A 24,907-nucleotide genomic window follows, 5' to 3' on the forward strand; every position below is an offset into this window, starting at 1 on the left:
CGAATGCTGCTGTGCCGGTCGCCGACAAGGCGCACCGGACGGAATGTGGCGACACTCTTAGTGGAAAAGGGTCAATCGCGACAAGCCTTTCTTGGAGGACACTGCGTCGCCGCAAACAGTCTCTCAAGAAGCCTTCCGGCGCGGCAGGTCGCTGACAAAGCGGCTGAAGTCTTCGAAGGAGAGCGGTCTGGCAAAGGCATAGCCCTGCAGATAGTCACAGCCAAGCTGGCGCAGCACGCCGCCGTGATCCTGCGTTTCCACCCCTTCGGCAACCGTTTCGATCCCGAGCGAGCGGGCAATCTCGACGATTGAACGGACGACGCTGCGCTCCTGCGGCGAAGTCAGGATCGGCATGACGAGCTGACGGTCGATCTTGAGACGCTTCGGCTTCAACTTGAGAAGGCTGACAATCGATGTGTGGCCGGTGCCGAAGTCGTCGATCTCGATATCGATGCCAAGCGACTTGATCCTTTCTATATTGCGGGTCACCACCTCGTCGCTCTCATCGAGGAAGATCGACTCGACGAGTTCGAAGCAGATGCGCCCCTCGGCGATGGCCAAACCCGCCAATTGGTCGATCAACTGATCATCATGCAGCCGCTTTGAGGATACGTTGACCGAAATGCGCGGAACGTCGATCCCCCGCGCAATCCAGCGCATCTGGTCTTTCAGGGCCGTCTGCAGCACCAGCTGGTCGATCCGTGCCATGACATTCAACTCTTCGGCGACCTTGAGGAACCGGTTGGTTGGCACGATACCAAGGTCGGGATGACGCCAGCGCACCAGCGCTTCCGCACCCGTCAAACGCATGGTTTCGGCATCGAATTGCGGCTGGTAGAAGACGGTAAACTCGTCGCGATCAAGACCACTCAGGATCTCATCGGCCATGCGCTTCTTGGCGATGATATTGGCCTGCAGGTCCTGCGTGAAGAATTCGAAGCAGTTGCGACCTTTCTCCTTCGCCTGGTAGAGCGCAATATCCGCATTGACCAGCACCTTGCGGGCATCGGGCACGGCCCCGATCGACTGGGCAATGCCGATCGAAACGCCGCAGCGACAGTCAAACCCTTCGAAGTCGATCGGCTTGCTCATCTCTTCGATGATGCGTTGTGCCAAAGCGGCAAGATCGTCCATGGTCGTTGTGCGCTTCGCCAGAACCACGAATTCGTCTCCGCCAATGCGGGCAACGAGATCGCCGCGCGGAACGTGGCGCATCAGGATCTTCGATGCATGAACCAGCATGGCGTCGCCGGCGGCATGGCCAAGCGTATCGTTGATCTCCTTGAAGCGGTCGAGGTCGAGATGCAAAATGGCGAAACGCTGCCTCTGGCGAGAGCCCTCACGAGACAGTTCATCGAGTTCCATGTCGAGTTTGCGCCGGTTGGCCAGTGATGTCAGCGGATCATGAAGCGCATTGTATTCGATGCGGTTCTTTGCGAGTTCCAGCTCGATATTGCGCATATCGGCTTCGGCCTTGGCATTGCGCAGCTGTTCGGCCAGCAGCGCATCAGCGGTGATGTCGAAGGCGATCCCCATGATCTTCTTTTTGCCGTCGCGTCCCATGTGGACCTGTCCGACAGAGCGTACATAGCGCAGTTCGTTGTTCGGCAGGACGACACGCTGCACGGTGTTGAGCGTCTGACCGCTGGTTGCGGATCGCTTCGTGGCCAGAAGAACCTCGCGACGATCGTCAGGGTGCAGGCAGGAGATCCATTGATGTTCGCTCACCTTCTTGTCGCTGAAGGGGAGGCCATAAAGCTGGTGCATGCGCTCGTCCCAGATCGCTTCACGCTTGACCATGTCGCCTTCCCAGGTCCCACAATTGTAGGAAGCAAGCGCAAGGTCTAGTCTGTGCGACAGTTCCGAAAGCTCATGCTCGCGTTGAGACAATTCATCCAGCGCCAGCTCCAGCTCGGCATTCTTGATGTCACTGTTTTCTTTCTCGATGCTGAGCGACTGGTTCATGAGTGTTTCGGTTGTGACATCGAGCACAACACCGGTGAGTTCGGTATAGCCGTTTTCGAACACGGGCGTTGCAACCGAATGCATGTAGCGCATCGTCCCATCGGGCAGCAGGACGCGATATTTTACGTTGAATTGCTGTTGCTGGCCCGAGATGAAGCTGTCAAAGAGCTGCCGCTCAAGTGCATCCCTGTCTTCAGCATGAACCGACGCCAACCATTCAGGAAAACGGTCGACAGCATCGTCATCAAGGACTGGCAGCCCATGCAGACGCGCCGCCCGGCTGTCGAGATAGAGCCTTTCGTCCTTCTCAACAGCTTCCCATATGCCGATGTTCGCTGTCTGCATCGCGAGGTCAAAGCGGTCAGACAGGTCCAGAAGCCTCTGTTCTCGCCTCTTGAGCGCACGGATGTTGCGGCTGCGCTCGCGCAGAAGGAAGGTTGCCAGCAACATCGGGATCAGCATCGAAAGCGTCAGCGCTCCAAGGATCAGGCGCGTGCCGGTGAGGTCGCCGGCCGCTTTCTCCCATCCGCCCTTCGGGATGGCCGCCAGCTTTAGGCCAAGACCGGCATGCATGAACTCCAGATACACGGGATTGCGATCAACTAAGGTGCTATCGCCAAACAGCAGAATCTGTTCCCCAGGCTTGTTGAGGTAGATCGCAAGTTCGATGTCACGGTCTCGCTGAATGCTGGCGCTTACGTCGTTGGCGTAGTGTTCGAGAACGCCCGCGGTCTCAAAAAAGCGCTCGCTGTCCATCGTCACGACGAACTTGTTCCAATTGCTTTTTTCCTCCCAGGGCAGCGGTGGAATCGGGATGTCGACGACGATCTTCTCCTGATCCATCGACAATTGCACACTGAAGGCAATACGGTCGGGATTGCTTACGTCACGATAGGATATGTCCTTGATATGCGTGTGCCGACTCTTGACGCTATTGACCATGCGATAGAATTCACTGGGCGAAAGAAGCTCGTCATCCGAGATGTCATCGGCAAACTGGCGAATGAGGCTAATGTCCAGTCCGATTTGCTTCTCGATGCTGGTTTTCACATGGTCGGCGCGATCGAGAATGTAGTGCTGCATCTGCAGCCGTTCGCGCTCCACATTGTGACGATCGGCAAGCATGGCAACGGATACGACAATCAGGCTGGCAACTGCGCCGCCGATCAGCCAAAGACCTGAACTCTTGGACCAGACGCCTTCATCAGCGTCGAACCTGCTATAAGAAACCAAACCGCAAACCCCCAGAATACCAGAGGATGCTACCCAGTCCGGGTTAATTTAGGCTTGCATTCTTTCAGTGAGTTGCATTGATCTCACCTTTTGGTTGCATTGCGCTTCAAACTCTTGCTTTAGGAATTTCTAACGCGCCGAAATTGCATGGGAGTGACCGCCACCTGCCTTGCCTCACGCCTCTTTTCTGGTCCAAGATGGTACTGAAAATGTCACCCCGGCGGGCGATTTTGGCCACATTCAAAGGATCTTATGAGCATGCGTTTATATCAATCGATCGGCCAGAAGGTATCCCGTATGCGCATGCTTGTTTCCATCCTGTTCGCAACGGCGAGCCTCTTGTCTCCCCTCGCGGCTCTTGCCAGTGATGATGTGGAAGCCGTTATCACGGCGGTCAATCAGGATAGCATGACCCTTGAACTGGATGATGGGAAGACTTACACCGTGCCGGCCGAGTTCAATTTCGAAGGGCTTCAGAGCGGTGCCCGTGTCCTGGTTTTCTACACGGAAGTCGACGGTAGCCGCGTGATCGAAGACATGCAGGTCCTGGAATAGGCGGTCAAAGCCAGCCGATTTCCCCGCGATCTCGGTCGATCTTGAGAATGCGATCCTGCGGGATGTTCATTTCGCAGGCTATGTCCTTGTCCACCAGCCCGACAAGGCGGAAGGCGCTGCGGATCACCCCACCATGGCCGACACATACCGTCGGCGCTTCAACGGAATTCAGCCAGGCTCCAATGCGCCATGACAGGATTTCGTAGCTTTCCGCATCTTCGCCTGGCGGGATGAAATCCCATTTGTTCAGGGCGCGTTCGGCAACCCGCTCCGGCGTAAACTGTGCCAGTTCCGCAAGCGTTGAGCCTTCCCAATCGCCGAAGGAAACCTCTTTCAGTCGATCGTCCAGTCTATAGGTGAGGGGATCAAGCCCCATTGCTGTGCGAATGCGCTCCATGGTCTCACGCGTTCGCCGCAATGGTGAGGCCACATAATCGAATTCGCCGGCTTCGCTGCCGAGCAGATCCGCCAACATGATGCCGTTCCGGGTGGCCTGACCCCGACCGACGGAGTTGAGGTCAATGTCTTTTTGACCCTGCATCCGCCCTTCGGCATTCCAGTCGGTCTGGCCGTGACGGATCATGTAGATGAGCACGGCCAGAAAACCCCAGGCTCAATCCTTGACGACGGAAATGTCGGGAGCGTCCACGGCCTTCATGCCGACCGTGTGGTAACCGCAATCGACGTGGTGCACTTCACCGGATACGCCAGTCGACAGATCCGACAGCAGATACATGCCGGACTTGCCAACTTCATCGGTGGTAACATTGCGCTTCAGCGGCGAGTTGTATTCGTTCCACTTCAGAATGTAGCGGAAGTCACCGATACCGGACGCCGCAAGCGTCTTGATCGGGCCAGCCGAGATGGCGTTGACGCGGATGCCGCGACCACCCATGTCGACGGCGAGATAGCGCACGGAGGCTTCGAGAGCAGCCTTGGCGACGCCCATGACGTTGTAATGCGGCATGACCTTTTCGGCGCCGTAATAGGTGAGGGTGAGGAGCGAGCCACCGTCATTCATGATCTTCTCGGCGCGCGCGGCAACGGCCGTAAAGGAGTAGACGGAGATATCCATCGTCTTTTGGAAGTTGCCGCGGGTCGTTTCGATGTAGCGACCGGTCAACTCGTCCTTGTCGGAAAAGGCTATTGCATGAACGACAAAGTCAATTTTGCCCCAATGGGCTTCGAGATTGTTGAAAACGGTGTCGATGCTGTCGAGATTGGTGACGTCGCAGTCGCCAGCCATGAAGGCATCGAGCTCCTGGGCGAGCGGCTCAACACGCTTCTTCAGCGCATCACCCTGCCAGGTCAGAGCAATTTCAGCGCCCTGTTCGCGACAAGCCTTCGCAATGCCCCAGGCAATGGAGCGATTGTTTGCGACGCCCATGATCACGCCGCGCTTGCCTGCCATAAGGCCGGAACCTTGAGCCATGTGGTTATCCTCTGAGATCTTCAATGGTGACTGCCTATGGCATAGGCTGTTCCGCCGTTCAAGATTGAAGCGGATCATCTACTGTAACCACCGTAACAAAGGGTGTGTTTGAAGATAATTCTGCTCAAACTGCCGGGAACGCCGGTTTTCGTTAGCAATTTCTACTCAGATTTCCGAGGAGATAGGCTTCGCAGGCGGGCCGCGGTGGATGTGCAGTTATGCCAAATCTCGGTGACAGGGTCCCGTAGGTCCCGATCATCGAGATTTGGTATGAGCCCATCGAGCCGTGTAAACACTGTCGCGACGGACAAGCTTTCCGTCGAGACCCTATGGGCAATCATGGGATGGATATTACAGGTAAAGGCCTTCGCGCATGACCCGCATCAGGTCCGTGACCTTTTCGTCCGGCTTCTCCCAGAGCATGACCCGAAGTTCGACGACGAGAGCACCACGTCCTCCTTCGCCGTTCGGCAGGCCCATGTCATCGATCCGGATGGTCTGGTCGGAATTCGCCCAGGTCGGGACCGTCAATGCGACCTTGCCCTCGGGCCCTTCCACCTCGGTTTCACAACCCAGAACCGCATTTTCCAGCGTGATTGGCAAGACGGTGCGAATGTCGTAACCGTCCACCACAAAACGCTCTGACCGCGAAACGCGCACGGTCACGGCAACGTCGCCGCGGACCATGCCCTGGATCTTCAGCCCCTGGCCCTTGAGCCGAACCACATGCCCCTCGGTTGCTCCGCTCAAGGGGACGCGCAACTCGCGACCGTCGCTCAGGGTAATCGGGACCGTTTTCTGTTCCAGCAGGTCTGCAATGCTGACAGTCGCCTCGGCGAACACATCGGGTGCCTTCTCCGGCGGCGGCTCGACACCGCGCAAACGGCGGACAAAGAAGCTGAACAGCTCGATTGGCGCCAGAATGGAGGGGCCCGGACGCGGAACAAGCCCATCACCAAGGGAATGGTCGTCGGTGCGCGCATCCTGTTCACGCTTCAGGCTTTCCGCCGCAGCCGCAGCTTCCGGCGTATCGCCAAAGATCCGGTTGACGACATCCTCCGTGCTTCCGCTGGCAGACGAAGGGCCGCCGCCTTTGGCCTGTGAACTGGTTGAACCATTTGCGCCGCCCTGCGAAGCGTCCGCCTTGCCCTTGCTATCCGTCTGGGCACTGTCTTGTGCCGATGAGGATTTCTTTTCCTGGGTCGCAGAGGCAGCTGCCTTGGCCTTGTCAGCCGTTGCTTTATCGGCTGCAGCCTTGGCAGCCGATGCCGCTGCGGCGGCCTGTTCGGCCTTCAGTCTTTCGGCTTCGGCCTTGGCAAGCTCTGCCATGATGCGCTCGGCATTGGCCTTGGCGATCTTCGCCTTTTCGGCAGCTTCCCGTGCGGCCTGCCGCTGCTGCATAATTGTCTGTTCGCGCTCCAGCGCCTCGACCTTGGCGCGCTGGCTGTCGTAGCGGCTGCGCTTCTGGGGATCCTTCAGGGTTTCATAGGCTCGGCCAATTTCAGCAAATCGATTATGCGCCTCCGGATCATCCCGGTTCTGATCAGGATGCACCGTCTTGGCCTTTGTGCGCCATGCCGCCTTGATCTCGTCGGCACCTGCATCGCGCTTAACGCCGAGTATTGAATAAAAATCTCGCATCAACGCCACCAACAACAGACAGGCATGCGAGCACATTCATGGCTCGGGGCCTGGAACAACTAATGGGCCGAGACGACCGAAGTCATGGTGTACCGGCGGAGTAACCCCAGGAGAGCCTACACAGAAGTTGCTAATTGATAGTTACAGATGCAAGCGGACGAGCTCTCAGACCTGTTTCGGTCTGATGACTGAAACATCTAAAAAGCAATATCTAAAATGGCATAGGTCAAGACTGACGGTCGAAGCTCATCAATTGCCAATTGCCGGAGCCAGCGGTGCAGGTTTTCCCCGAGAAATAGGCGATGCCTTCATAAGAATGACGGGTGGTGGAGAAATTGCGGCAGATCATGTTGCCGTTCTTCTGCTCTTCGATTGCGGTGACGACGCCCGCACTGCCTGTCGACGCATTCGCCCAGGGAAGCGGGTTGCCGCCAGTCTTCGTAAGGTCTGCGGAGGAAACGGCATTTTGAACCGTCATTTCGTCCGAGCCGCCCTGCAAGCTGTTTGACCGCGCGACCGTGCTCGTCGAAATCGAGCTGTCGACCGTCTCGTTGCCGAACAGATCCATACTGCTGCCAAAGCAGCCGCTGAGCGGAAGTGTCGCGGCTAAGACGAGAATGTACCTGCTTTTACGCAACGCCTTACCCTTTGTACGCTTGAGCGACTTTGCTATGTCTTTCACGGGACTTACCGTATGGCGCAGCCGCCGGGTCCTTCAACATGACGTTCAGGAGCATTTGATACAATATGTCAGAAACGGAGTTAACAACTGGTGACTTCACGGAATCGGCAGAGCCATTTGCTCTTTTCGCCCAATGGCTGGAGGACGCCAAGGCATCGGAGATCAATGATCCCAATGCTGTAGCGCTGGCGACAGTCGATGCGGATGGCATGCCAAATGTGCGAATGGTCCTGCTCAAGGGCCTCGATACCCGGGGTTTTGTCTTCTACACGAATTTTGAAAGCCAGAAGGGACAGGAAATTCTCGGCCAGAAAAAGGCGGCGATGTGTTTTCACTGGAAATCCTTGCGCCGCCAGGTCCGGCTGCGGGGGAATGTCGAGGTGGTCTCGGATGCGGAAGCCGACGAGTACTTCAATTCCCGCCCACTCGGCAGCCGAATCGGTGCCTGGGCCTCGCGTCAGTCGCGCCCGCTCGAGGGCCGCTTTGCGCTGGAAAAGGCGGTCGCCGAATATACCGCCAAGTTTGCGCTTGGCACCGTACCGCGCCCGCCGCACTGGTCCGGCTTCCGCATTGTTCCGCGCTCGATCGAGTTCTGGCACGACCGCAAGTTCCGCCTGCATGACCGGATCGAGTTTCGCCGCAGCGAGACTGCGACCGATCTCGCAACGGGCTGGGAAAAGGTGCGGATGTATCCCTGATCGGCGGATTATACGTTTCGTCGCTGCTTTTGGTCGCAATCAGCGGCGAAACGGAATGCCGGAGGCAAGCGCCGACACATGGGCTGGTTTCTGATAGAAGCCATTCAGAGAGACCCTCGGCAGCGTCTGCGCATGTTCAAGGCTGCGCTCGCTCAGCGTGCCGGGTCTTGTCGTCACGGCAAGGCGAAAACCGGCCCATTCGGAAAGGGCCGCCACTTTCGGGCTCACACTCCGCCTGTCCCCATAGGGATAGGCCAATGTCGTCGGCCTTGTCCCGCTGATTGCTTCCACATAGGCCGCGCTTTCGGTCAGTTCGGCCAAAACGGCTTGATCGTCAAGCAGTGCCAGCCCGCGATGCGACACTGTATGCGCCCCGAGCGTCAGCAACGGATGCTTTGCAATGGCCTTCAGTTCATCGGCATTCATCACCTGATCGGCAACGAGCGCAAGCGGATTGATCCCTTGTCTGTCGGCGGCTCTGTTGAGATCAGCAATGGCGAGCGCCTCGTCTTGGGCGAAGATGGCCTGTGAAATGCGATCGAAGGCCCGGTTTTTCTGATCGGTTGAAAGGGTCTCGCAAACAAGCTCCGTGCCACCGATGGTCATTTGCAGGCGATCACTCCGGGCAATCAATGCCGCAGCGGTTTCCCACCACATGCTGTGGCTGCGCTCGCTCAGCCCCTTGGCGATGAAGATCGTCGCCGGCACTTGATGCCGCTCGAAGACGGGCAGGGCATGTTCGACATTGTTGCGAAAGCCGTCATCCAGCGTCAGCACCGCGAAAGGCTCATTCCGCCGACCTTCGGCAATCAGTTCGGCCACATCCTCAAGACGGGCAAAACGGTAGCCATCCGCCTTGAGGCGCAGGATCGCCCGGGCCAGAAAATCGGGCGTGATCTCAAGATGCCGGTTTGGCTCAAAGCTTTTCGGCTGATAGGGGCGCACATGGTGAAGTGTGAAGATGACGCCGAGTCCCCGCGCGCCAGCCATCAGCCCAAGCTTCTGGGTAAAATTCGCGACGATCAGACCGCCGGTGATCGCCATGCGCCTGATATTGCCCATGCTCGTCTGATGTCTCCCCATTCGGATTGCTCGATTTACTCGCCTATCGCGGGCAAATCTAGGGCGCGACGATTAATGCTTGTTGAATGGGCATCGTCTGCAATCGTCTTAAAGCTACAAACACGATTGCCATAGTGACGCTTATCGCAGCCAGGGATCAAGGAGCGGCATGCCAAGCAGCGCAGAAATTCCGATCAGGCTGTAGCAGATACGGCGAAAGACACCTTCGCTTGCCTTGCCGAAGGTATGTGATCCGATCCAGAGCCCGGCGCCAAACAGTGGTGCCGCGATCAGGCCGAGGAGGATGGCACTGCCGGTAAACAGTCCGGCGAGACTATAGGTAATCCCGGTCAGCACCGTTCCAAGCGCGAAATAGAAGACGATATTGGCCCGCACCAGTCCCGCCGGCAATGTCCCGCCGAGCCAGTAGGCAATGACTGGCGGCCCGCCCACCTGGGCCGCGCCGGCCAGCACGCCGGATACGGCCCCGACGCTGACCGTTGCGGCCTTGGTCGGGGCACCGTGATAGCGCCAGCCGGACATGAGCAGGAGCAACAATGCGGTAACCAGCACGATGATACCCCAGCGCAGCGCAAGCGGATCGGCATAGGCGAGAATGAATGTGCCGGTCGGCACACCCATGATCGCCCCGATCAGCATGGTCCCGATTTCTGCCTTGTTCGACTGGCGAAAGGCACCAGGGATCATCGGCCAGGAGGTGAAGAGATCCGCAACGAACAGCATGGCGACAGCCATTTTCGGCCCGATGATGGCACTCGCCAGTGGCATGAAGATGAGTGCTGCCCCAAAACCGGAAAAGCCTCGCGCCAACCCTGCGACGAATATGCAGACGAGCAGGATGACGAGATCCACGCCGGTGGCGGCAAGCGGCGGAAGGGACAGCAGACTGTCGGAATTCATGAAGGGTGATCCAGCTGGGTAGGATCTTGCTTCTACGCAGGTTTCGGAAAAGTGTCATGCGGTTTTCTGACCAGATGCATGCCCTGCGGGCATTGAAATTCACCTCCATGGTTCGGGCGCCCGCTTCACCGCGAGATAGGCACAGAGGCTGGCGGGAATGGCCCAGACAAGCGGTACGATGAATGTCAGCGTCAGGATATCATGCAGGTGATCTGCGTCTGCCTTCGCATCGAAGCCGGCAGTGTTGGCTATGAGCCCCGCAATCGCCGCGCCAATGGCAAAACCCGCCGATTGCAGGGTCGGCAGCAGCGCCGATGTCTTGTCACGTTCGGCATCCGGCGTGACATCCATCAGCATCTGGCTCAGATAGCCCCAGCTGACGCCAAAGGCGGCGCCAATGGTGATCTGCCCCAGAACAATCAGGCCGATCTCGCGCATGAAAATGCCGCTCGCCAGCGTCAGGATGCCGAGAAGCTGCAGCAGCGGGCCGAACTGTATTGCCAGCCTGCGCTGGTTCCGATGCTTGAGATTGGCAATCGTGACGGCAGCAACACTCCAGGACATGGCCATGACCGCACCGAGGCCGCCGGCGAGTGTCGGCCCATAGCCTAAGAGATGCTGCAGGCTGAAGACCAGATAGACGCTGCTTGTGGCCTGGGCGACCGGCATCAGCAGCACGACCCAGAGACCGAGGCCAACGGTAGAGCTGAAACCAAATGCTCCGGTCGGGAGCAGGCGTGTCATTGAAAACCGGTCGAGCCGGATACTGCCTGCCATCAGAAGAATGGCGAGAAGCACCGCAGCGAAGGTGAGGGCAGGGCGCTCGAACAGTCCCGCCATCAAAAGGCTGAGCATGCCGAGGGACAAGAGGAGCAGCCGAAGCAGCGGTAGACCTTTGGAGTTCGTCACGGCCCTTTGCGTCGGCGCAATCCTGAGCGTCAGCAGGAGAAAGAGAAGGATGATGGGGGCGTTCACCAGGAATGCCGCTCGCCAGGAAACCGTCTCGGTGATGAAGCCGGCGCCCAAGGGCCCGCCGAACGAGGCGATGGCCCAGACGGCGGCTTCCGCACCGAAGACTTTCGGCACCAGGCGGGACGGGTAAAGTTCCGGGATAAGCGCATAGCAGAGGGCTGCCACGACACCTTCTCCAAGACCTTGCGCAACGCGTCCGGCCAGCACCTGATCCATGCTCTCGGCGAAAGCGGCGATCATCGTGCCGATGAGGAAAAGCAGTCCGGCGGCGAGCAGCGCATCACGCGCGCCAAAACGCGCCTTCAGCAAGGCCGCACTCATGCCGCCAAGAATGGAGCCAAGCAGATAGAGCGTGATCGACCAGGACAAGAGTTCGCCGCCGCCGATCTCCATGACGGCGGTTGGAAGGACCGTCGTCACGAGAAAGCTGTTGAAGGCAAAGAGCGCAACGCCGATGCACAGCATCACCGTAGTCGCCAGATAGTGCGGGGTCAGCAATTCGGCCCAGCGACTGTCCTCGGACGGGGATGGACTGGTCGTCTCAGGGCCTGTCGCCAAAGGCTGAGGATCGACCAGGCTTTCTGTTGGTATTGTCATCCGGTCCATTCCTGCTTGCCTGATTTCATCATGATCGTGGTGATGCTACAACCTCAACCAATGTTGAGGTAAAGCCCATGTCCAGAAAAAATCCGGGCCTGACGGTTGGCGATGTCGCAAGGCGCAGCGGCCTGGCCGTTTCAGCCATCCATTTCTATGAGCGCAAGGGGCTGATTGCAGCCGACCGCACAAGTGGCAACCAGCGCCGCTATGACCGGGACGTTCTGCGCCGTCTTGCACTCATTCGCGCCGCCCAGGAGATTGGATTGCCGCTTTCTGAAGTGGCGGCAGCGTTGAAAAGCCTGCCCGATTCAAGAACGCCGACGGCGGAAGACTGGCGTCGTATCGCAACCGGCTGGGCCTCCTTGCTCGACCGGCGCATGATTCTCCTGCAGCGTCTGCGGAGCAATCTTGATGGCTGCATCGGCTGTGGTTGCCTCTCGCTCAGCCATTGCGAGCTGATGAACCCGTCAGACCGCCTCTCCGATGAGGGAGCCGGTGCGGTCCTGTTTGAGAGAATCCCAGAATAGATAAATGAAATCAGCGGGATAGTCTTTAATCTCTGCCGACTACCAGTTCTTGTAGGCCGGATCTTGCGGCAGGCGTTAACGGCCCGGTAACCATAGTGACGCAACCCCTAAAGCCAGCGGAATTTTCGGATTTTGTGTTCGTTTGGCTGATTGTCGCCCCATTCTTGCCCTAGCAGCTTCCACCAGTTTGGTGAGGCAGCAAGCAGGCCTTGCTGGGAAACCAACAGAGATATCCGTGTAAGTGTGTGGAGGGTTCATGCCAAGGCTGCTGATCGTATGTTCGTTTTTCCTGACGATCATGAGCTTTTCGACATCGGCCTATGCCAACAACAGCGCCCAGCTTCTTCTGGATGCGCGCACCGGCGAGATACTGGCGGCAGAACATCCCGACGCCCTGCGCCACCCGGCATCACTTACGAAGATGATGACCGTCTACATGGTTCTCGACGCCATTCATTCGCGTCGCCTGAAATGGGACAGCCCCGTACTGTTTTCGAAATACGCCGCCTCGCGTCCACCGACAAAACTGGGCGTGAAAGCTGGTGATGAAATCACGGTGAAAGAGGCAGTGCTGTCCTTGATCGTCCGCTCCGCCAATGATTCTTCCGCTGCTCTTGCCGAGAAACTCGGAGGGACGGAAGAGAATTTCGCAGCGATGATGACCCGCCAGGCGCGCCGTCTGGGCATGATGAGCACGACCTTCTTCAACGCTTCCGGTCTTCCTCATCCGCAGCAGTTCACCACCGCACGCGATATGTCGACGCTCGCCATTGCCCTGATGCGCGACTACCCGGATGACTACGAATTGTTTTCGACCCGCAGCTTCACTTTCCGTGGTCGCACGATCAACGGGCACAACAACCTGATGTATCGCTACAAGGGTATGGACGGTATCAAGACCGGCTATACCAATGCATCGGGCTTCAACCTTGTTAGCGCTGTCGAAAAAGACGGACGACGTGTGGTCGGCGTGGTCATGGGTGGCCGCACCGCTGCAAGCCGCGACCGCATTATGGAAAAGCTCATCGATGCCAATATCGGCAAGGCAGAGTCGGGCGATATGCTGATGGCCAGCCGTTCGGTCAGTGCACAGCTTGATCTCGCCCGGCTGGGCGATGATGTTCCGGTTCCTCCCTCCCGCAGCGATGCCATGGCCGCCATCAACAGAATTACCGGCGCAAACGGCAATCTCGACCTACAGACCGCAAGCGCCTATGCCAATCCGGCACTGACGACCGGCAGCATCGACAATGCAAGGCCGCGCCCGAAGTTCGAGACCTCTGTCGAGCCGATGAACAAATGGCAGGTCCAGATCGCCGCCGCCAATTCCGCCGAAGCCGCCATGCTCCTTCTGGCCGATGCCCGCTCCAAGATCGGTGGCCCGCTTGCCGAACTCGACACCTATACCGAAATGGTCACCCGCAACGGCGTCACCTTCTTCCGCGCCCGCTTCACCGGCTTCGAGACCAAGGAAGCTGCCCGCAAGGCCTGCGACCTGCTCGTCGCCAAGCGATATGACTGTGTCCTGACGCCCGCGCGCAGCTAGGTCGTGACGATCGCCGAAAACTCGGTTGCGGAGGGTCTGCCTTGACGGTAACCCGGAATCACGAGACTGTTCTTACGAACAAATAGAGAACAAAATGCTGCGTGATCTGATGGAAGGATTCGAGGCGGCGTCTGCGCGCTATGCGGATCAAAACGCTGTCCAGCGCGATGGTGACTGGTTCCTTCTGAAGCTTGCCGAAGAGGCAGGGGAGTTGCTGCAAGTGGCCAATCGCGTGAGTGGCCGCAGCCGCAGCAAGGGTATGACCCCAAGCGAACTCAAGGAACTGCTCGCCGACGAAACTGCAGACTTGCTTGGTCATGTGCTGCTATTCGCCCGCCACCACAAACTCGACTTGGAAGCAGCGATCAAGCGAAAAGGGCATTTCAGTTCTGGGGCCAATTCAAGTAAGTGAAAGTGCCCACAATGATGGGGATTCCAGTTCTTCCGTGGCGTCCTCCCGACATTGGCTTCATGACGGGACACGTGCGCGAAGGCCAAGTCGCGTCAGCAATTGTGCGGCCTCTGCGTCAAACGTGAGGAACTCTTCACCACCAAGCCAGTGTCCTTCGTGAGCGAGCACGCCATCGGCGAAGTCGCCGCCGGCTTCCAGCACAAAAAGCCCGGCTTCCACCGCCGTTCGGTTCATCGACACATTCTGCGCCTCAAGAAGATCCCGGATCGATTGCGCGACCTCAGGTCGAGAAAGCTTCGCGCCGCGCAGCAGGACCCAGACGAATTCACAAAGGGTCGGTAGCGAAATGGCAATCAGGGACGCCCTTGACATCAGATTTGCTGCTGCTTTGCCCTGCACTGGATCGTCCTGCAGAACAGCACGGATGAGAACATTCGTATCGACAGATATATTCATTCGTCACCGGCCCAGCCGGAGGCCGCGATGGCATTGATCTCTTCAAGGGTAAGGGGGAGCTTCACCTTGCCCGCATGCCGTCCAATGAACGCATCGATTTTACCGGCTGGTCGCTCCGCACGAACCCGCAATTCTCCGCCCGGAAGCTTGTCGAAGGCAATCCGCTCACCAGGTTTCACACCAAGATGCTGCAGAAGCTCGCGCTTCAGTGTCACTTGGCTTTTCATCGTGACAGCCAGTGAGGTCATCGAAATCTCCTTGCGCTCAAGGTAATGGAAATTTCAATTCTCGCAAGGCTGCTGTATCAGCCAGACTGTCCCTTGGGCCGTTCGCCAAGATCTTCGAACAACCGCAACAGATAACCATCCGGATCGGCCACCACGAACTGGCGGTTGCCTACTTCATGATTATCCTTGCGATACCATGTCTCTTCCAGCGGTAGATAAAGGTCTATCCCAGCACGCGCCAGTCGTTCCAGAACAGGTTGAACCCGTGAAACGAGGATCTGCAGGTTCAGTCCGCGACCGAAGGGGCGTTCGAGAGGCGCGTCCTCGACCTCGAAGGTTCGACCGATCCCGATTTGGTCGATCATGAGCTGGGCTTGACCCAGTGTCAGAAAGCTGAAGCCTTCTTCGGGCCGCTCATAGGCGACCTTAAAGCCGATCAGGTCGCAGCAAAATGCGCGGCTCGTCCGCCAATTGCTGACCGCCAGTTCTGGGACGAGCGCGTTTGTTCTCAAGCCTTCGTGCCACCCACGGTGATCTGGTCCATCCGAAGATGCGGCTGGCCCACGCCGACGGGCACCCATTGGCCCGCCTTGCCGCAATTGCCGATCCCGGTATCGAGCTTGGTATCATTGCCGATCATCGAGATCCGCTTCATCGCGTCCGGGCCGTTGCCGATCAGCATGGCGCCTTTGACCGGTGCGCCGATCTTGCCGTCCTCGATCAGGTATGCCTCGGTGCAGCCGAAGACGAATTTGCCGGAGGTGATATCCACCTGACCGCCACCGAAGGACACGGCATAGATACCCTTCTTCACCGACGAGATGATCTCGTCCGGTGTCTTGTCGCCGGAGAGCATGTAGGTATTGGTCATGCGTGGCATCGGCTGGTGCGCATAGCCCTGGCGACGACCGTTGCCGGTGGCCTTCATGCCCATCAGCCGGGCATTCTGGCGGTCCTGCATGTAGCCGACGAGCTTGCCGTTTTCGATCAGCACATTATAGGCCGATGGCGTGCCTTCATCATCCACGGTAATCGAGCCGCGCCGGTCGTTGATCGTGCCGTCATCCACGACGGTCACGCCGGGGGCTGCCACCATCTCGCCCATCAGCCCGGCAAAGGCCGATGTCTTCTTGCGGTTGAAATCGCCCTCCAGTCCGTGGCCGACAGCCTCATGCAGCATGACACCCGGCCAACCGCTGCCCAAGACAATATCCATCGTCCCCGCCGGGGCATCCTGCGCCTCGAGATTGACCAGCGCCTGACGCAGTGCGTCATCGGCACCCAGGCGCCATGTGTCTTCGGTGAGGAAATCGTTGAACGTCATCCGCCCGCCGCGCCCGAAGGAGCCGCTTTCCTGGCGGTCGCCGGCGCCTGCGACAACCGAGATGTTGATCCGGGTCATGGGCCGGATGTCACGCACACGGTGTCCATCGGCGCGCAGGATCTCGACCACCTGCCAGCTTGCGGCAATGGAAGCGGTGACCTGACGCACCTTGGGATCTTTGTCGCGCAGATAGGCGTCGATCTCGGAGAGCAGCTTGACCTTTTCCTCAAATGTCGGAGAGCCGATCGGGTTGCCATCGCCATACAGTCTGGAATTCGTGCGCTGCGGTGCAGCAGCATAGGAGCCGGCATAACCATGTGTCACGGCACCGACGGCGTCGGCTGCGCGGGAGAGGGCGGCGAGTGACAATTCGCCCGCATGTGCATAGCCGACGGCTTCGCCGGCGACGGCCCTCAGTCCAAATCCCTGGTCGGTGTTGAACGAGCCGCCCTTCAGGCGACCATTGTCAAAGGTGAGCGATTCCGACTGGGCATGTTCGATGAACAATTCGCCGTCGTCGGCTCCATTCAGCGCATCGGCGACCCGGCGCTGCAAAGTCGCTTCATCACAATCGAACAGCGAAATCAGGTCCTCGGTCACGGCATACTCCTTATCTGGTCCTCAGGCCCATGTAGGACCGCAAAAGCGAAGGGGCAAGCCTTGGCGGCCTGCCCCCGAAAAGTTGAAGCACCTTGCCCTGGCTAAGCAGCCTCAAGGCAAAGTGTCATAGCCCTCGGCAAAGCCGGTGAGCTCGATCGGAATGCCAACCCGGTCCTGATCGGCGGATTCGCGAAGCGCAAACACGGCGCTGTTGCCCGCACGCAGGATCTTCATCAGCTCGTCGTCGATTTCGACTTCGACATAGCAGCCCTCAGAAAAGCAGCGGGTAAAATAGGCGCGCCCGATATTGTTGCCGTCGACGAAAAGCTCCATCCCGTCTTTCAGAAGCACGCCGAGCGGCGCCAGAATGCGCAGGATCTCGGCCTGGCGGTCCGCTGTCTTGAGCACGACCACGGAGAGACCGACCTCGGGACGATCATCGGCAATCACGTTTTGCATCAAGGCGCATTGCTCAGCAGATGCGCCGGCGGGCGTATCACAGATAACGGACCATGCTCCGTGGTTCGAGCGCACGGCTCCGGCCTGTGCCTGCGGAGATTGCTGTGCCTGGGCGACCGTCGCGAGCGCGGCGAATGTGAGAACGCCGGCGACAATGCCAGGCCATAGACGTCGTGGAAGACCCATGGATACCTCTGGAAATCGAATCATCCCCTGCATTCTTGTCGCCGGGCTGCCCAAATTGAAAGACCTGTTGGTTTCTTTTAAGCCCGACTGCGGCATAATTGGGACTGAATTTCCTCAACGTACCGAGGCAAAAGCGGAGTTTGGCGCTTCACCTGCAAAAAGCTGGGGGCATCTCACTCATCTAGTTGATGAAGCGCAAAAATGCCGCACCGGCTTTCGTTGCAGCGTATTGCGATTGCGGCCAATCTGTGATTTGAAACGGCGACACTAGCATGATTTTTGCGCTATGATTTGATGTGGATCAAGCGCTTGTGGGAGACTAACCGTGATGAAGAGAATCTCTGCAGCTGTGGCCGGGCTGGCCTGTCTGCTTTTCGCTTCTGCCAGCTTCGCCGACCAGCCAAGGCCCTGGCAGATGGGTTTCCAGGATGCAGCGACATCGATCATGGAGCAGATCCGTTGGTTTGAACAATATACCCTCTGGTTCATTGTTCCGATCACCTTGTTTGTTCTGGCTCTTCTCGTCGTTGTCGTCGTGAAGTTCCGCGCAAGCGCCAATCCGGTCCCGTCCAAGACGAGCCACAATACGACCATCGAAGTCGTGTGGACGCTGGGTCCGGTCCTGATCCTTCTCTTCCTTGCAATCCCGTCCTTCAACCTGCTGACCTATCAGCTGAAGATGCCGGAAAATCCGGATGTGACGATCAAGGCGATCGGTACCCAGTGGCTCTGGAGCTACGAATATGAAGGTGAGCAGGAAATCGCTTTCGACAGCTACATGCTGAAGGAAGAAGACCGCGCAACCTACGGCAAGGAAGATGTCGCCCGCTATCCGCGTCTGCTGGCTGTGGACAATGAAGTCGTTGTGCCCGTTGGTAAGACCGTTCGCCTGCTGGTCACTGCTGCGCCGACCGACGTCATCCATGCCTTCGCTATGCCGGCCTTCGGTATCAAGATCGATGCCATTCCTGGTCGTCTGAACGAGACCTGGTTCCGCGCTGACCGTGAAGGTCTTTACTATGGCCAGTGTTCCGAGCTGTGCGGCAAGGACCATGCCTATATGCCGATTGCGATCCGCGTCGTCAGTGACGAGCAGTATGCCGCCTGGCTTGCTGCCGCTGCCGACGATGTTCGTGCGGCCAATCGCGCGCTCATGGCTGCTGTAGATGGCGCTCCTGCTGCCGTCCAGACCGCCGCAACTGTTTCGAACTAAGAGAGGAGTGAGGACAATGGCTGGTTCTGTTGCCCACGACGATCATGCCCACGACGGGCATCATGATCACAAGCCCGGTTTCTTTGCTCGCTGGTTCCTGTCGACGAACCACAAGGATATCGGAACGCTCTACCTGATCTTCGCGATCATGGCCGGCATCGTCGGCGCCCTGATGTCAGTTGCCATGCGTATGGAGCTGCAGGATCCCGGCATCCAGATCTTCCACGGTCTGGCCTCCATGGTCTATGGCTTCGAAGGTGACGCTGCCATCGATGGCGGCAAGCACATGTATAATGTGTTCACCACCGCGCACGCCCTCATCATGATCTTCTTCATGGTCATGCCTGCGCTCATCGGCGGTTTTGCCAACTGGATGATCCCGATCATGATCGGTGCGCCGGATATGGCGTTTCCGCGCCTGAACAACATTTCCTTCTGGCTGATCATCCCGGCCTTCATCCTGCTCGTGCTCTCGATGTTCGTCGAAGGCCCTGCCGGTGGCTATGGTGTCGGTGGGGGCTGGACTCTCTATCCGCCTCTTGCGACCTCCGGGCAGCCGGGGCCGGCAGTGGATCTCGCGATCCTGTCGCTCCACGTTGCCGGTGTGTCCTCGATCCTAGGTGCGATCAACTTCATCACCACGATCCTGAACATGCGCGCACCGGGCATGACCCTGCATAAGATGCCGCTCTTCGCCTGGTCGGTTCTGGTAACCGCATTCCTTCTGCTTCTGTCGCTGCCGGTTTTGGCAGGTGCCATCACCATGCTGCTGACCGACCGCAACTTCGGTACGGCATTCTTCTCGCCGGAAGGCGGCGGTGACCCGGTTCTCTACCAGCACCTGTTCTGGTTCTTCGGTCACCCGGAAGTCTACATTCTGATCCTGCCCGCCTTCGGCATCATCAGCCACATCGTGTCGACCTTCTCGCGCAAGCCCGTCTTCGGTTACCTCGGTATGGCCTATGCCATGGTTGCCATCGGTGCCGTCGGCTTCGTCGTCTGGGCGCACCACATGTACACCGTCGGTCTGTCTCTCCAGGCCCAGCGCTACTTCCTCTTCGCAACCATGGTCATCGCGGTACCGACCGGTATCAAGATCTTCTCCTGGATCGCGACGATGTGGGGCGGCTCGCTGACCTTCAAGACCCCGATGGTCTGGTCGATCGGCTTCATCTTCCTCTTCACGGTTGGTGGCGTTACCGGCGTCCAGCTCGCCAATGCAGGTCTCGACCGCTCGCTGCACGACACCTATTACGTTGTGGCTCACTTCCACTACGTTCTGTCGCTCGGTGCCGTCTTCGCGATCTTCGCCGGCTGGTACTACTGGTTCCCGAAGATCACCGGTTACATGTATTCCGAATGGGTCGGTCACCTGCACTTCTGGGTGATGTTCATCGGCGTGAACCTCGTGTTCTTTCCGCAGCACTTCCTCGGCCTTGCCGGCATGCCGCGCCGTTACATCGACTATCCGGATGCCTATGCCGGCTGGAACTATGTCTCTTCGATCGGCTCTTACGTATCGGCCTTCGCAGTCCTGATCTTCCTCTACGGTGTCTTTGAAGCCTTCGCCAAGAAGCGTCTTGCGGGCAACAACCCATGGGGTGAAGGTGCGACCACTCTGGAATGGCAGCTGTCTTCGCCGCCGCCATACCACCAGTGGGAACAGCTGCCGAAGATCAAGTAAGCGTCTGCTCAAGCAAAAAACCCGGATGCCGCAAGTCTCTGGCTTGCGGCATCCGATGCAGAGTAAAACACACAAGGCAAGACAATGACTGTCATCGACAATCGTGACACGTTCGGCATGAACGGAGAGGTCCGCCTCTCTGAAGCCGGCCCGCGCGATTTTTTCGAACTGTTGAAGCCCCGCGTCATGTCGCTCGTGGTTTTCACCGCCTTTGCCGGCCTCGTTCTGGCGCCGGGTGATATCAATCCCGTTCTCGGCGTGATCGCCATCCTGTGCATCGCCGTCGGTGCAGGCGCATCCGGTGCCCTTAACATGTGGTATGATGCCGATATCGATGCCGTGATGTCGCGGACTGCGACCCGTCCGGTACCTGCTGGTCGTGTCACGCCCAATGAAGCGCTTGCCTTCGGCCTTATCCTGTCCGTTTTCTCCGTGGGCATCCTCGGACTTGCCGTGAACTGGCTGGCCGCCGGCCTGCTGGCCTTCACGATTTTCTTCTATGCCGTTATCTACACCATGTGGCTGAAGCGCTGGACCTCGCAGAACATCGTCATTGGTGGCGCAGCCGGTGCTTTCCCGCCCATGATCGGCTGGGCCTGCGTGACCGGTGGCGTATCCTTCGACAGCATCGTGCTGTTCATGATCATCTTCCTCTGGACGCCGGCCCATTTCTGGGCCTTGGCCCTGTTCAAGATGAAGGACTACGGCGCCGTTGGCGTGCCAATGCTGCCGAATGTGGCCGGCATTCCGTCAACCAAGCTGCAGATCATGCTCTACGCCGTGCTGACTGCCGCGACCGCCGTCATCCCGACCTTCACCGGTCTTGCGTCGATCTGGTACGGCTTGATTGCCGCAGCGCTCGGCGCAGTCTTCATATACTGTTCCATCGCCGTCTGGCGCATGCCGGATGGCGATGAGAAGATGGTGCCGGCCAAGAAGCTTTTTGCCTATTCGATCGTTTACCTCTTTGCCGTCTTCTCGGCGCTAATGATCGATTTCTATGTCGGCGAAGCCCTGACATATTTCGGAGGTCAGGTCTGATGGATACCGTTGAACTGAACGACAAGCAGAAGAAGTCGCGCCGCGGTCGCAACATCGCCCTTGGCTTTGTCCTGGCGATCCTCGTAATCATCTTCTACGCAGTCACTATCGTTAAGATCGGCAATGCGAGTTGAGGAGGTTTCTGCCGTGAGCACCAATCTGTCTCAGGATCCTGCGCTGAAACGCAGCAATACGACTGTGGCCATTGCCTGCGTCGCTTTTGTTGGAAGCATGGTCGGCATGGCCTATGCAGCGGTACCGCTTTATCAGCTGTTCTGCCAGGTCACCGGCCTCGGCGGCACGACACAGCGTGTGGAGCAACTGTCCGAGGTGGTCCTCGACCGCACGATCAACGTCACCTTTGATGCCAATGTATCCAGTTCCCTGCCTTGGGATTTCAAGGCGATCGACAAGAAGGTTTCGCCGAAGATCGGTGAAACGGTCGAAATCCGCTATGTGGCGACCAATACCTCCGACCGTCCGGTCAAGGGGGAGGCGATCTTCAACGTGACACCGTTTGAAGCCGGGGCCTATTTCAACAAGGTCCAGTGCTTCTGCTTTACGGAAACGACGCTGCAGCCGGGCGAAAGCATGGAAATGCCGGTGGTCTTCTTCGTCGATCCGGCGATTGTTGACAATGAAGACACCAAGACGATCAACAACATTACACTGTCCTACACCTTCTTCCCGCGTGGGGACGATCAGCCGGTAGCATCTTTGCCGGTTCGGGAAGTAGACGGACAACCGCAACTGTGAGAGGGGCTCCGGTTCGCCGGGACCTTGTTTGGAAATTGAATTTCGGGGATTGCTGAAATGGCCGAAGCACACAAGAAGAACCACGACTACCACATTATCGATCCAAGCCCGTGGCCGCTTCTGGCATCCATCGGCGCATTCGTCCTGGCCTTCGGCGGCGTCGGCTACATGCGCTATCTGAGCGGCGGCTCCTTCAACATGTTCGGTGTTGATTTCGCCAATCCGTGGATCTTCTTCATCGGTCTTGCCATCGTTCTATACACGATGTTCGCCTGGTGGGCCGACACGATCAAGGAAGCCCATGAGGGGCACCACACGCGCGTCGTGAACCTGCATCTGCGTTACGGCATGATCATGTTCATCGCCTCGGAGGTGATGTTCTTCGTCGCCTGGTTCTGGGCCTTCTTTGATGCCAGCCTCTACCCCGATGAAGCGATCCAGACGTCTCGTGTCGCCTTCACGGGTGGGCAGTGGCCGCCTGTCGGCATCGAAGTTGTCGACCCATGGCACCTGCCGCTCTACAACACAATCATTCTTCTGCTGTCTGGTACCTGCGTGACCTGGGCGCACCATGCCCTGCTGCACAATGATCGCAAGGGTCTGGTCTATGGCCTGTCGCTGACGATTGCTCTCGGCGTTCTGTTCTCCGGCGTGCAGGCCTACGAATATGCCGTTGCTCCCTTCGAGTTCACCAACTCGATCTATGGCGCGACCTTCTTCATGGCGACCGGCTTCCACGGTTTCCACGTTCTCGTGGGTACGGTCTTCCTGATCGTCTGCCTCTTCCGTGCTCTGGCCGGTCACTTTAGCGCCAAGCAGCATTTCGGCTTCGAGGCGGCAGCTTGGTACTGGCACTTCGTGGACGTCGTCTGGCTCTTTCTCTTCTTCGCCATCTACATCTGGGGCGACTGGGGTGCACCGATTGCGCAGCACTAAGCGCAGGAGCAACAAACGTATGGGGCGGCTTCGGGCCGCCCTTTCTCATTGTGGGGGCCTGCGACCATCCGGAGGCTAGCGAGGAACCCCGCTCATGCTCTAAGGGTTCTCCAAGAATGAAAGCGCCACCTTGACTTGGTGGCGGATACAGGCGGCCACAGGTCTTCGAGTTCAACACACAGAGGCCGTCCGGGAGAAGAATGATGCATCAAGATACGGCACGCTACGCTCCGGTCGATCCGGTCAAGGCAGCGCTACACGCCTCTTGCCCTCGTTGCGGCCAGGGCAAGCTGTTTGACGGTCTGACGAAACCAAAGGCAAAATGTAGCAATTGCGGCCTCGACTATTCTTTCATCGATGCCGGTGATGGCCCCGCAATTTTTGTGATCCTGCTGGTCGATCTTCTGGTCGTCGGCCTCGCCGTCTGGACCGAGATCAACTATCAGCCGTCGATCTGGGTCCACATCCTCGTCTTCGGGCCGCTTGCGATTGTCGTCACCCTTTGGCTGATGCGCACGCTGAAAGCGCTGCTGATCGGCTTGCAGTATCGCAACAATGCCGCCCAGGGAGTGCTCGATCGTGAATGAAACGCTTGCAGATGACGCCTCGCCTGCTGGGCGCCCTTGGCGCTTCTGGCTTGCCGTCATCCTGGTTCCGATAGCCCTTGGTATTCTGCTGTCACTTGGCACCTGGCAGGTTCAGCGCCTCCACTGGAAGGAGGATCTGCTGGCCTCGATCGAGGCGCGCCGAACCGCTGCGCCTGTGTCCGTCGAGGCGATAGAGCAGGAACTGGGCGCTGGTGCAGAGATTGACTATCGCGCTGCAACCGCATCGGGCCGTTTCCTGTACGACAAGGAGCGCCATTTCCTTGCGACCCATCGGGGCCAGTCCGGTTTCTATGTTTATACCCCGCTGGTCATGACCGACGGGCGTTACCTGCTCGTCAATCGCGGCTTCGTTCCGTATGACCGCAAGGAGCCTTCAACCCGTCCCGAAGGCCTGGTTGAGGGAGAGCAAAAGATCTCCGGCCTTGCCCGTGCGCGTCTTGATGAAAAGCCCTCGGCACTGGTACCGGACAACGACGAAGCGGCCAATATCTTCTACTGGAAGGACTTGGACCGTATGGCAGCCTCGGTTGACCTGCCACAGGACAAGGTTCTGCCCTTCTTTCTCGATGCGGATGATCAGCCCGTTTCCGGAGGCCTGCCGATTGGCGGTGTGACCGTCATCGACCTCCCGAACAACCATCTGCAATATGTCATCACCTGGTATGGCTTGGCCTTCGCACTTGTGTCCGTCGTGCTTTACGCCCTGGTAAAACGAAGATTCAGATCGTGAACCGCCGATCGATCGGGTAGGACGATTGCAGGGCGCATCATGTCTCGCGCCTGTTCATCCTGTGGAGATGCTCTATGTCGATTTTGGCCTTGCTCCTCGTGGCACTCGTTGCTCTCGAGCATATCTATATTCTGGTGCTCGAGATGTTTCTCTGGACGACACCGCGCGGCATGAAGGCTTTCGGTATGAAGCCCGAACAGGCAGCCCAGACCAGGGTCATGGCGGCCAATCAGGGCCTCTACAACGGCTTTTTGGCAGCAGGCCTGATTTGGTCGCTGGTGCATCCCGATCCGGCCTTTGCCTACCAGCTCAAACTGTTTTTCCTTGGCTGTGTGGTGGTTGCGGGCCTATATGGAGGAGCAACGGCGTCGAAGAAGATCTATGTCATTCAGGCTTTGCCCGCCGCCCTTGCCCTGATCGCTGTCATTCTCGCTGGCTGAA

28 protein-coding genes are annotated in these 24,907 nt (G+C 58.3%); 15 read left to right on the forward strand and 13 right to left on the reverse strand.

Annotated elements, in window-relative coordinates:
• Positions 1-123 precede the first annotated feature (123 nt).
• Positions 124-3,198 carry a bifunctional diguanylate cyclase/phosphodiesterase gene (locus FE840_RS08830; protein WP_246318732.1) on the reverse strand — a complete coding sequence of 1,025 codons (3,075 nt, stop codon included), beginning with the start codon at positions 3,196-3,198 and terminating at the stop codon, positions 124-126.
• A gap of 297 nt (positions 3,199-3,495) precedes the next feature.
• On the opposite strand from FE840_RS08830, the gene FE840_RS08835 reads away from it, so the two are divergent.
• The gene (locus FE840_RS08835) at positions 3,496-3,753 is read left to right on the forward strand and encodes a DUF1344 domain-containing protein (protein WP_138285959.1); all 258 of its coding nucleotides are present in this window, start codon (positions 3,496-3,498) and stop codon (positions 3,751-3,753) included.
• A gap of 4 nt (positions 3,754-3,757) precedes the next feature.
• Here the strand turns inward: FE840_RS08835 and FE840_RS08840 are convergent, their stop codons facing one another.
• The 4 genes from FE840_RS08840 to FE840_RS08855 form a co-directional block, all read right to left on the reverse strand.
• A complete protein-coding gene (locus FE840_RS08840; RefSeq protein ID WP_138285230.1) occupies positions 3,758-4,348 on the reverse strand; it encodes a histidine phosphatase family protein in 591 nt (196 codons plus the stop codon).
• 18 nt (positions 4,349-4,366) lie between these two features.
• Positions 4,367-5,185, reverse strand: a complete 819-nt coding sequence (fabI, locus tag FE840_RS08845) for an enoyl-ACP reductase FabI (RefSeq protein WP_138285229.1) — start codon at positions 5,183-5,185, stop codon at positions 4,367-4,369.
• 351 nt (positions 5,186-5,536) lie between these two features.
• The gene (locus FE840_RS08850) at positions 5,537-6,826 is read right to left on the reverse strand and encodes a DnaJ domain-containing protein (protein WP_138285228.1); all 1,290 of its coding nucleotides are present in this window, start codon (positions 6,824-6,826) and stop codon (positions 5,537-5,539) included.
• 226 nt (positions 6,827-7,052) lie between these two features.
• Positions 7,053-7,508, reverse strand: a complete 456-nt coding sequence (locus FE840_RS08855) for an RT0821/Lpp0805 family surface protein (protein ID WP_138285227.1) — start codon at positions 7,506-7,508, stop codon at positions 7,053-7,055.
• A 65-nt stretch (positions 7,509-7,573) separates the two neighbouring features.
• On the opposite strand from FE840_RS08855, the gene pdxH reads away from it, so the two are divergent.
• Positions 7,574-8,206, forward strand: coding sequence for a pyridoxamine 5'-phosphate oxidase (gene pdxH / locus FE840_RS08860; RefSeq protein ID WP_138285226.1), 633 nt, complete (start codon positions 7,574-7,576; stop codon positions 8,204-8,206).
• A gap of 39 nt (positions 8,207-8,245) precedes the next feature.
• Here pdxH and FE840_RS08865 read toward each other — a convergent pair whose 3' ends face one another.
• From FE840_RS08865 to FE840_RS08875, 3 genes are all read right to left on the reverse strand, one after another.
• The gene (locus FE840_RS08865; protein ID WP_138285958.1) at positions 8,246-9,268 is read right to left on the reverse strand and encodes a polysaccharide deacetylase family protein; all 1,023 of its coding nucleotides are present in this window, start codon (positions 9,266-9,268) and stop codon (positions 8,246-8,248) included.
• A gap of 141 nt (positions 9,269-9,409) precedes the next feature.
• A complete protein-coding gene (locus FE840_RS08870; RefSeq protein WP_138285225.1) occupies positions 9,410-10,189 on the reverse strand; it encodes a sulfite exporter TauE/SafE family protein in 780 nt (259 codons plus the stop codon).
• Positions 10,190-10,288: 99 nt separating this feature from the next.
• A complete protein-coding gene (locus FE840_RS08875) occupies positions 10,289-11,758 on the reverse strand; it encodes an MFS transporter (RefSeq protein ID WP_138285224.1) in 1,470 nt (489 codons plus the stop codon).
• Positions 11,759-11,835: 77 nt separating this feature from the next.
• Here FE840_RS08875 and soxR point away from each other — a divergent pair, with 77 nt between their 5' ends.
• From soxR to FE840_RS08890, 3 genes are all read left to right on the forward strand, one after another.
• Positions 11,836-12,288, forward strand: a complete 453-nt coding sequence (gene soxR / locus FE840_RS08880; protein ID WP_138285223.1) for a redox-sensitive transcriptional activator SoxR — start codon at positions 11,836-11,838, stop codon at positions 12,286-12,288.
• A 256-nt stretch (positions 12,289-12,544) separates the two neighbouring features.
• Entirely contained in the window at positions 12,545-13,834 is a 1,290-nt protein-coding gene (locus FE840_RS08885) for a D-alanyl-D-alanine carboxypeptidase (RefSeq protein WP_138285222.1), read from the forward strand.
• Positions 13,835-13,928: 94 nt separating this feature from the next.
• Positions 13,929-14,246, forward strand: a complete 318-nt coding sequence (locus FE840_RS08890) for a nucleoside triphosphate pyrophosphohydrolase family protein (protein WP_138285221.1) — start codon at positions 13,929-13,931, stop codon at positions 14,244-14,246.
• Between the two features lie 57 nt (positions 14,247-14,303).
• Here the strand turns inward: FE840_RS08890 and FE840_RS08895 are convergent, their stop codons facing one another.
• The 5 genes from FE840_RS08895 to FE840_RS08915 all read right to left on the reverse strand — a co-directional run bounded on the left by FE840_RS08895 (position 14,304) and on the right by FE840_RS08915 (position 17,498).
• Positions 14,304-14,702, reverse strand: coding sequence for a type II toxin-antitoxin system VapC family toxin (locus tag FE840_RS08895; protein ID WP_138285220.1), 399 nt, complete (start codon positions 14,700-14,702; stop codon positions 14,304-14,306).
• Positions 14,699-14,950: an AbrB/MazE/SpoVT family DNA-binding domain-containing protein gene (locus FE840_RS08900; protein WP_138285219.1), complete on the reverse strand. Its 252-nt coding sequence runs from the start codon at positions 14,948-14,950 to the stop codon at positions 14,699-14,701. The genes FE840_RS08895 and FE840_RS08900 overlap by 4 nt, the downstream gene beginning before the upstream one ends.
• Before the next feature lie 56 nt (positions 14,951-15,006).
• Positions 15,007-15,441 (reverse strand): bleomycin resistance protein, encoded by a 435-nt coding sequence (locus FE840_RS08905; protein WP_138285218.1) that lies wholly within the window; start codon positions 15,439-15,441, stop codon positions 15,007-15,009.
• Complete coding sequence (gene tldD, locus FE840_RS08910; RefSeq protein ID WP_138285217.1) at positions 15,438-16,853, reverse strand: metalloprotease TldD; 1,416 nt, start codon at positions 16,851-16,853, stop codon at positions 15,438-15,440. Before tldD ends, FE840_RS08905 begins: the two co-directional genes overlap by 4 nt.
• Before the next feature lie 111 nt (positions 16,854-16,964).
• Positions 16,965-17,498, reverse strand: coding sequence for an invasion associated locus B family protein (locus tag FE840_RS08915; protein ID WP_138285216.1), 534 nt, complete (start codon positions 17,496-17,498; stop codon positions 16,965-16,967).
• Here FE840_RS08915 and FE840_RS08920 point away from each other — a divergent pair.
• The 10 genes from FE840_RS08920 to FE840_RS08960 all read left to right on the forward strand — a co-directional run bounded on the left by FE840_RS08920 (position 17,497) and on the right by FE840_RS08960 (position 24,906).
• On the forward strand, positions 17,497-17,769 hold the full coding sequence (locus FE840_RS08920) for a hypothetical protein (protein WP_138285215.1): 273 nt from the start codon (positions 17,497-17,499) through the stop codon (positions 17,767-17,769). The genes FE840_RS08915 and FE840_RS08920 overlap by 2 nt on opposite strands.
• 57 nt (positions 17,770-17,826) lie before the next feature.
• Positions 17,827-18,711: a cytochrome c oxidase subunit II gene (gene coxB, locus FE840_RS08925; RefSeq protein WP_138285957.1), complete on the forward strand. Its 885-nt coding sequence runs from the start codon at positions 17,827-17,829 to the stop codon at positions 18,709-18,711.
• Between the two features lie 16 nt (positions 18,712-18,727).
• Entirely contained in the window at positions 18,728-20,395 is a 1,668-nt protein-coding gene (gene ctaD / locus FE840_RS08930) for a cytochrome c oxidase subunit I (protein ID WP_138285214.1), read from the forward strand.
• A gap of 84 nt (positions 20,396-20,479) precedes the next feature.
• Complete coding sequence (locus FE840_RS08935; RefSeq protein ID WP_138285213.1) at positions 20,480-21,436, forward strand: heme o synthase; 957 nt, start codon at positions 20,480-20,482, stop codon at positions 21,434-21,436.
• Positions 21,436-21,570, forward strand: a complete 135-nt coding sequence (locus FE840_RS21045; RefSeq protein ID WP_138285212.1) for a hypothetical protein — start codon at positions 21,436-21,438, stop codon at positions 21,568-21,570. Before FE840_RS08935 ends, FE840_RS21045 begins: the two co-directional genes overlap by 1 nt.
• Entirely contained in the window at positions 21,560-22,192 is a 633-nt protein-coding gene (locus tag FE840_RS08940; RefSeq protein ID WP_138285211.1) for a cytochrome c oxidase assembly protein, read from the forward strand. The genes FE840_RS21045 and FE840_RS08940 overlap by 11 nt, the downstream gene beginning before the upstream one ends.
• Before the next feature lie 57 nt (positions 22,193-22,249).
• The gene (locus FE840_RS08945; RefSeq protein WP_138285210.1) at positions 22,250-23,128 is read left to right on the forward strand and encodes a cytochrome c oxidase subunit 3; all 879 of its coding nucleotides are present in this window, start codon (positions 22,250-22,252) and stop codon (positions 23,126-23,128) included.
• A gap of 203 nt (positions 23,129-23,331) precedes the next feature.
• Positions 23,332-23,715, forward strand: a complete 384-nt coding sequence (locus FE840_RS08950; RefSeq protein ID WP_138285209.1) for a DUF983 domain-containing protein — start codon at positions 23,332-23,334, stop codon at positions 23,713-23,715.
• Positions 23,708-24,466, forward strand: coding sequence for an SURF1 family protein (locus FE840_RS08955; protein ID WP_425502113.1), 759 nt, complete (start codon positions 23,708-23,710; stop codon positions 24,464-24,466). The genes FE840_RS08950 and FE840_RS08955 overlap by 8 nt, the downstream gene beginning before the upstream one ends.
• A gap of 74 nt (positions 24,467-24,540) precedes the next feature.
• Positions 24,541-24,906, forward strand: a complete 366-nt coding sequence (locus FE840_RS08960; protein WP_138285207.1) for a DUF1304 domain-containing protein — start codon at positions 24,541-24,543, stop codon at positions 24,904-24,906.
• Position 24,907: the final 1 nt, after the last annotated feature.

The organism is Peteryoungia desertarenae, assembly GCF_005860795.2.
Lineage (GTDB): Bacteria > Pseudomonadota > Alphaproteobacteria > Rhizobiales > Rhizobiaceae > Allorhizobium > Allorhizobium desertarenae.

Bases quoted from the DNA above. Each gene is read 5' to 3' on its own strand.
- FE840_RS08835 (WP_138285959.1), top strand. From the start codon at position 3,496: ATGCGCATGCTTGTTTCCATCCTGTTCGCAACGGCGAGCCTCTTGTCT.
- fabI (WP_138285229.1), bottom strand. From the start codon at position 5,185: ATGGCTCAAGGTTCCGGCCTTATGGCAGGCAAGCGCGGCGTGATCATG.
- FE840_RS08850 (WP_138285228.1), bottom strand. From the start codon at position 6,826: ATGCGAGATTTTTATTCAATACTCGGCGTTAAGCGCGATGCAGGTGCC.
- pdxH (WP_138285226.1), top strand. From the start codon at position 7,574: ATGTCAGAAACGGAGTTAACAACTGGTGACTTCACGGAATCGGCAGAG.
- FE840_RS08865 (WP_138285958.1), bottom strand. From the start codon at position 9,268: ATGGGCAATATCAGGCGCATGGCGATCACCGGCGGTCTGATCGTCGCG.
- FE840_RS08870 (WP_138285225.1), bottom strand. From the start codon at position 10,189: ATGAATTCCGACAGTCTGCTGTCCCTTCCGCCGCTTGCCGCCACCGGC.
- FE840_RS08875 (WP_138285224.1), bottom strand. From the start codon at position 11,758: ATGACAATACCAACAGAAAGCCTGGTCGATCCTCAGCCTTTGGCGACA.
- soxR (WP_138285223.1), top strand. From the start codon at position 11,836: ATGTCCAGAAAAAATCCGGGCCTGACGGTTGGCGATGTCGCAAGGCGC.
- FE840_RS08885 (WP_138285222.1), top strand. From the start codon at position 12,545: ATGCCAAGGCTGCTGATCGTATGTTCGTTTTTCCTGACGATCATGAGC.
- FE840_RS08890 (WP_138285221.1), top strand. From the start codon at position 13,929: ATGCTGCGTGATCTGATGGAAGGATTCGAGGCGGCGTCTGCGCGCTAT.
- FE840_RS08895 (WP_138285220.1), bottom strand. From the start codon at position 14,702: ATGAATATATCTGTCGATACGAATGTTCTCATCCGTGCTGTTCTGCAG.
- FE840_RS08900 (WP_138285219.1), bottom strand. From the start codon at position 14,950: ATGACCTCACTGGCTGTCACGATGAAAAGCCAAGTGACACTGAAGCGC.
- FE840_RS08920 (WP_138285215.1), top strand. From the start codon at position 17,497: ATGGATACCTCTGGAAATCGAATCATCCCCTGCATTCTTGTCGCCGGG.
- FE840_RS08915 (WP_138285216.1), bottom strand. From the start codon at position 17,498: ATGGGTCTTCCACGACGTCTATGGCCTGGCATTGTCGCCGGCGTTCTC.
- coxB (WP_138285957.1), top strand. From the start codon at position 17,827: ATGAAGAGAATCTCTGCAGCTGTGGCCGGGCTGGCCTGTCTGCTTTTC.
- ctaD (WP_138285214.1), top strand. From the start codon at position 18,728: ATGGCTGGTTCTGTTGCCCACGACGATCATGCCCACGACGGGCATCAT.
- FE840_RS08935 (WP_138285213.1), top strand. From the start codon at position 20,480: ATGACTGTCATCGACAATCGTGACACGTTCGGCATGAACGGAGAGGTC.
- FE840_RS21045 (WP_138285212.1), top strand. From the start codon at position 21,436: ATGGATACCGTTGAACTGAACGACAAGCAGAAGAAGTCGCGCCGCGGT.
- FE840_RS08940 (WP_138285211.1), top strand. From the start codon at position 21,560: ATGCGAGTTGAGGAGGTTTCTGCCGTGAGCACCAATCTGTCTCAGGAT.
- FE840_RS08945 (WP_138285210.1), top strand. From the start codon at position 22,250: ATGGCCGAAGCACACAAGAAGAACCACGACTACCACATTATCGATCCA.
- FE840_RS08950 (WP_138285209.1), top strand. From the start codon at position 23,332: ATGCATCAAGATACGGCACGCTACGCTCCGGTCGATCCGGTCAAGGCA.
- FE840_RS08960 (WP_138285207.1), top strand. From the start codon at position 24,541: ATGTCGATTTTGGCCTTGCTCCTCGTGGCACTCGTTGCTCTCGAGCAT.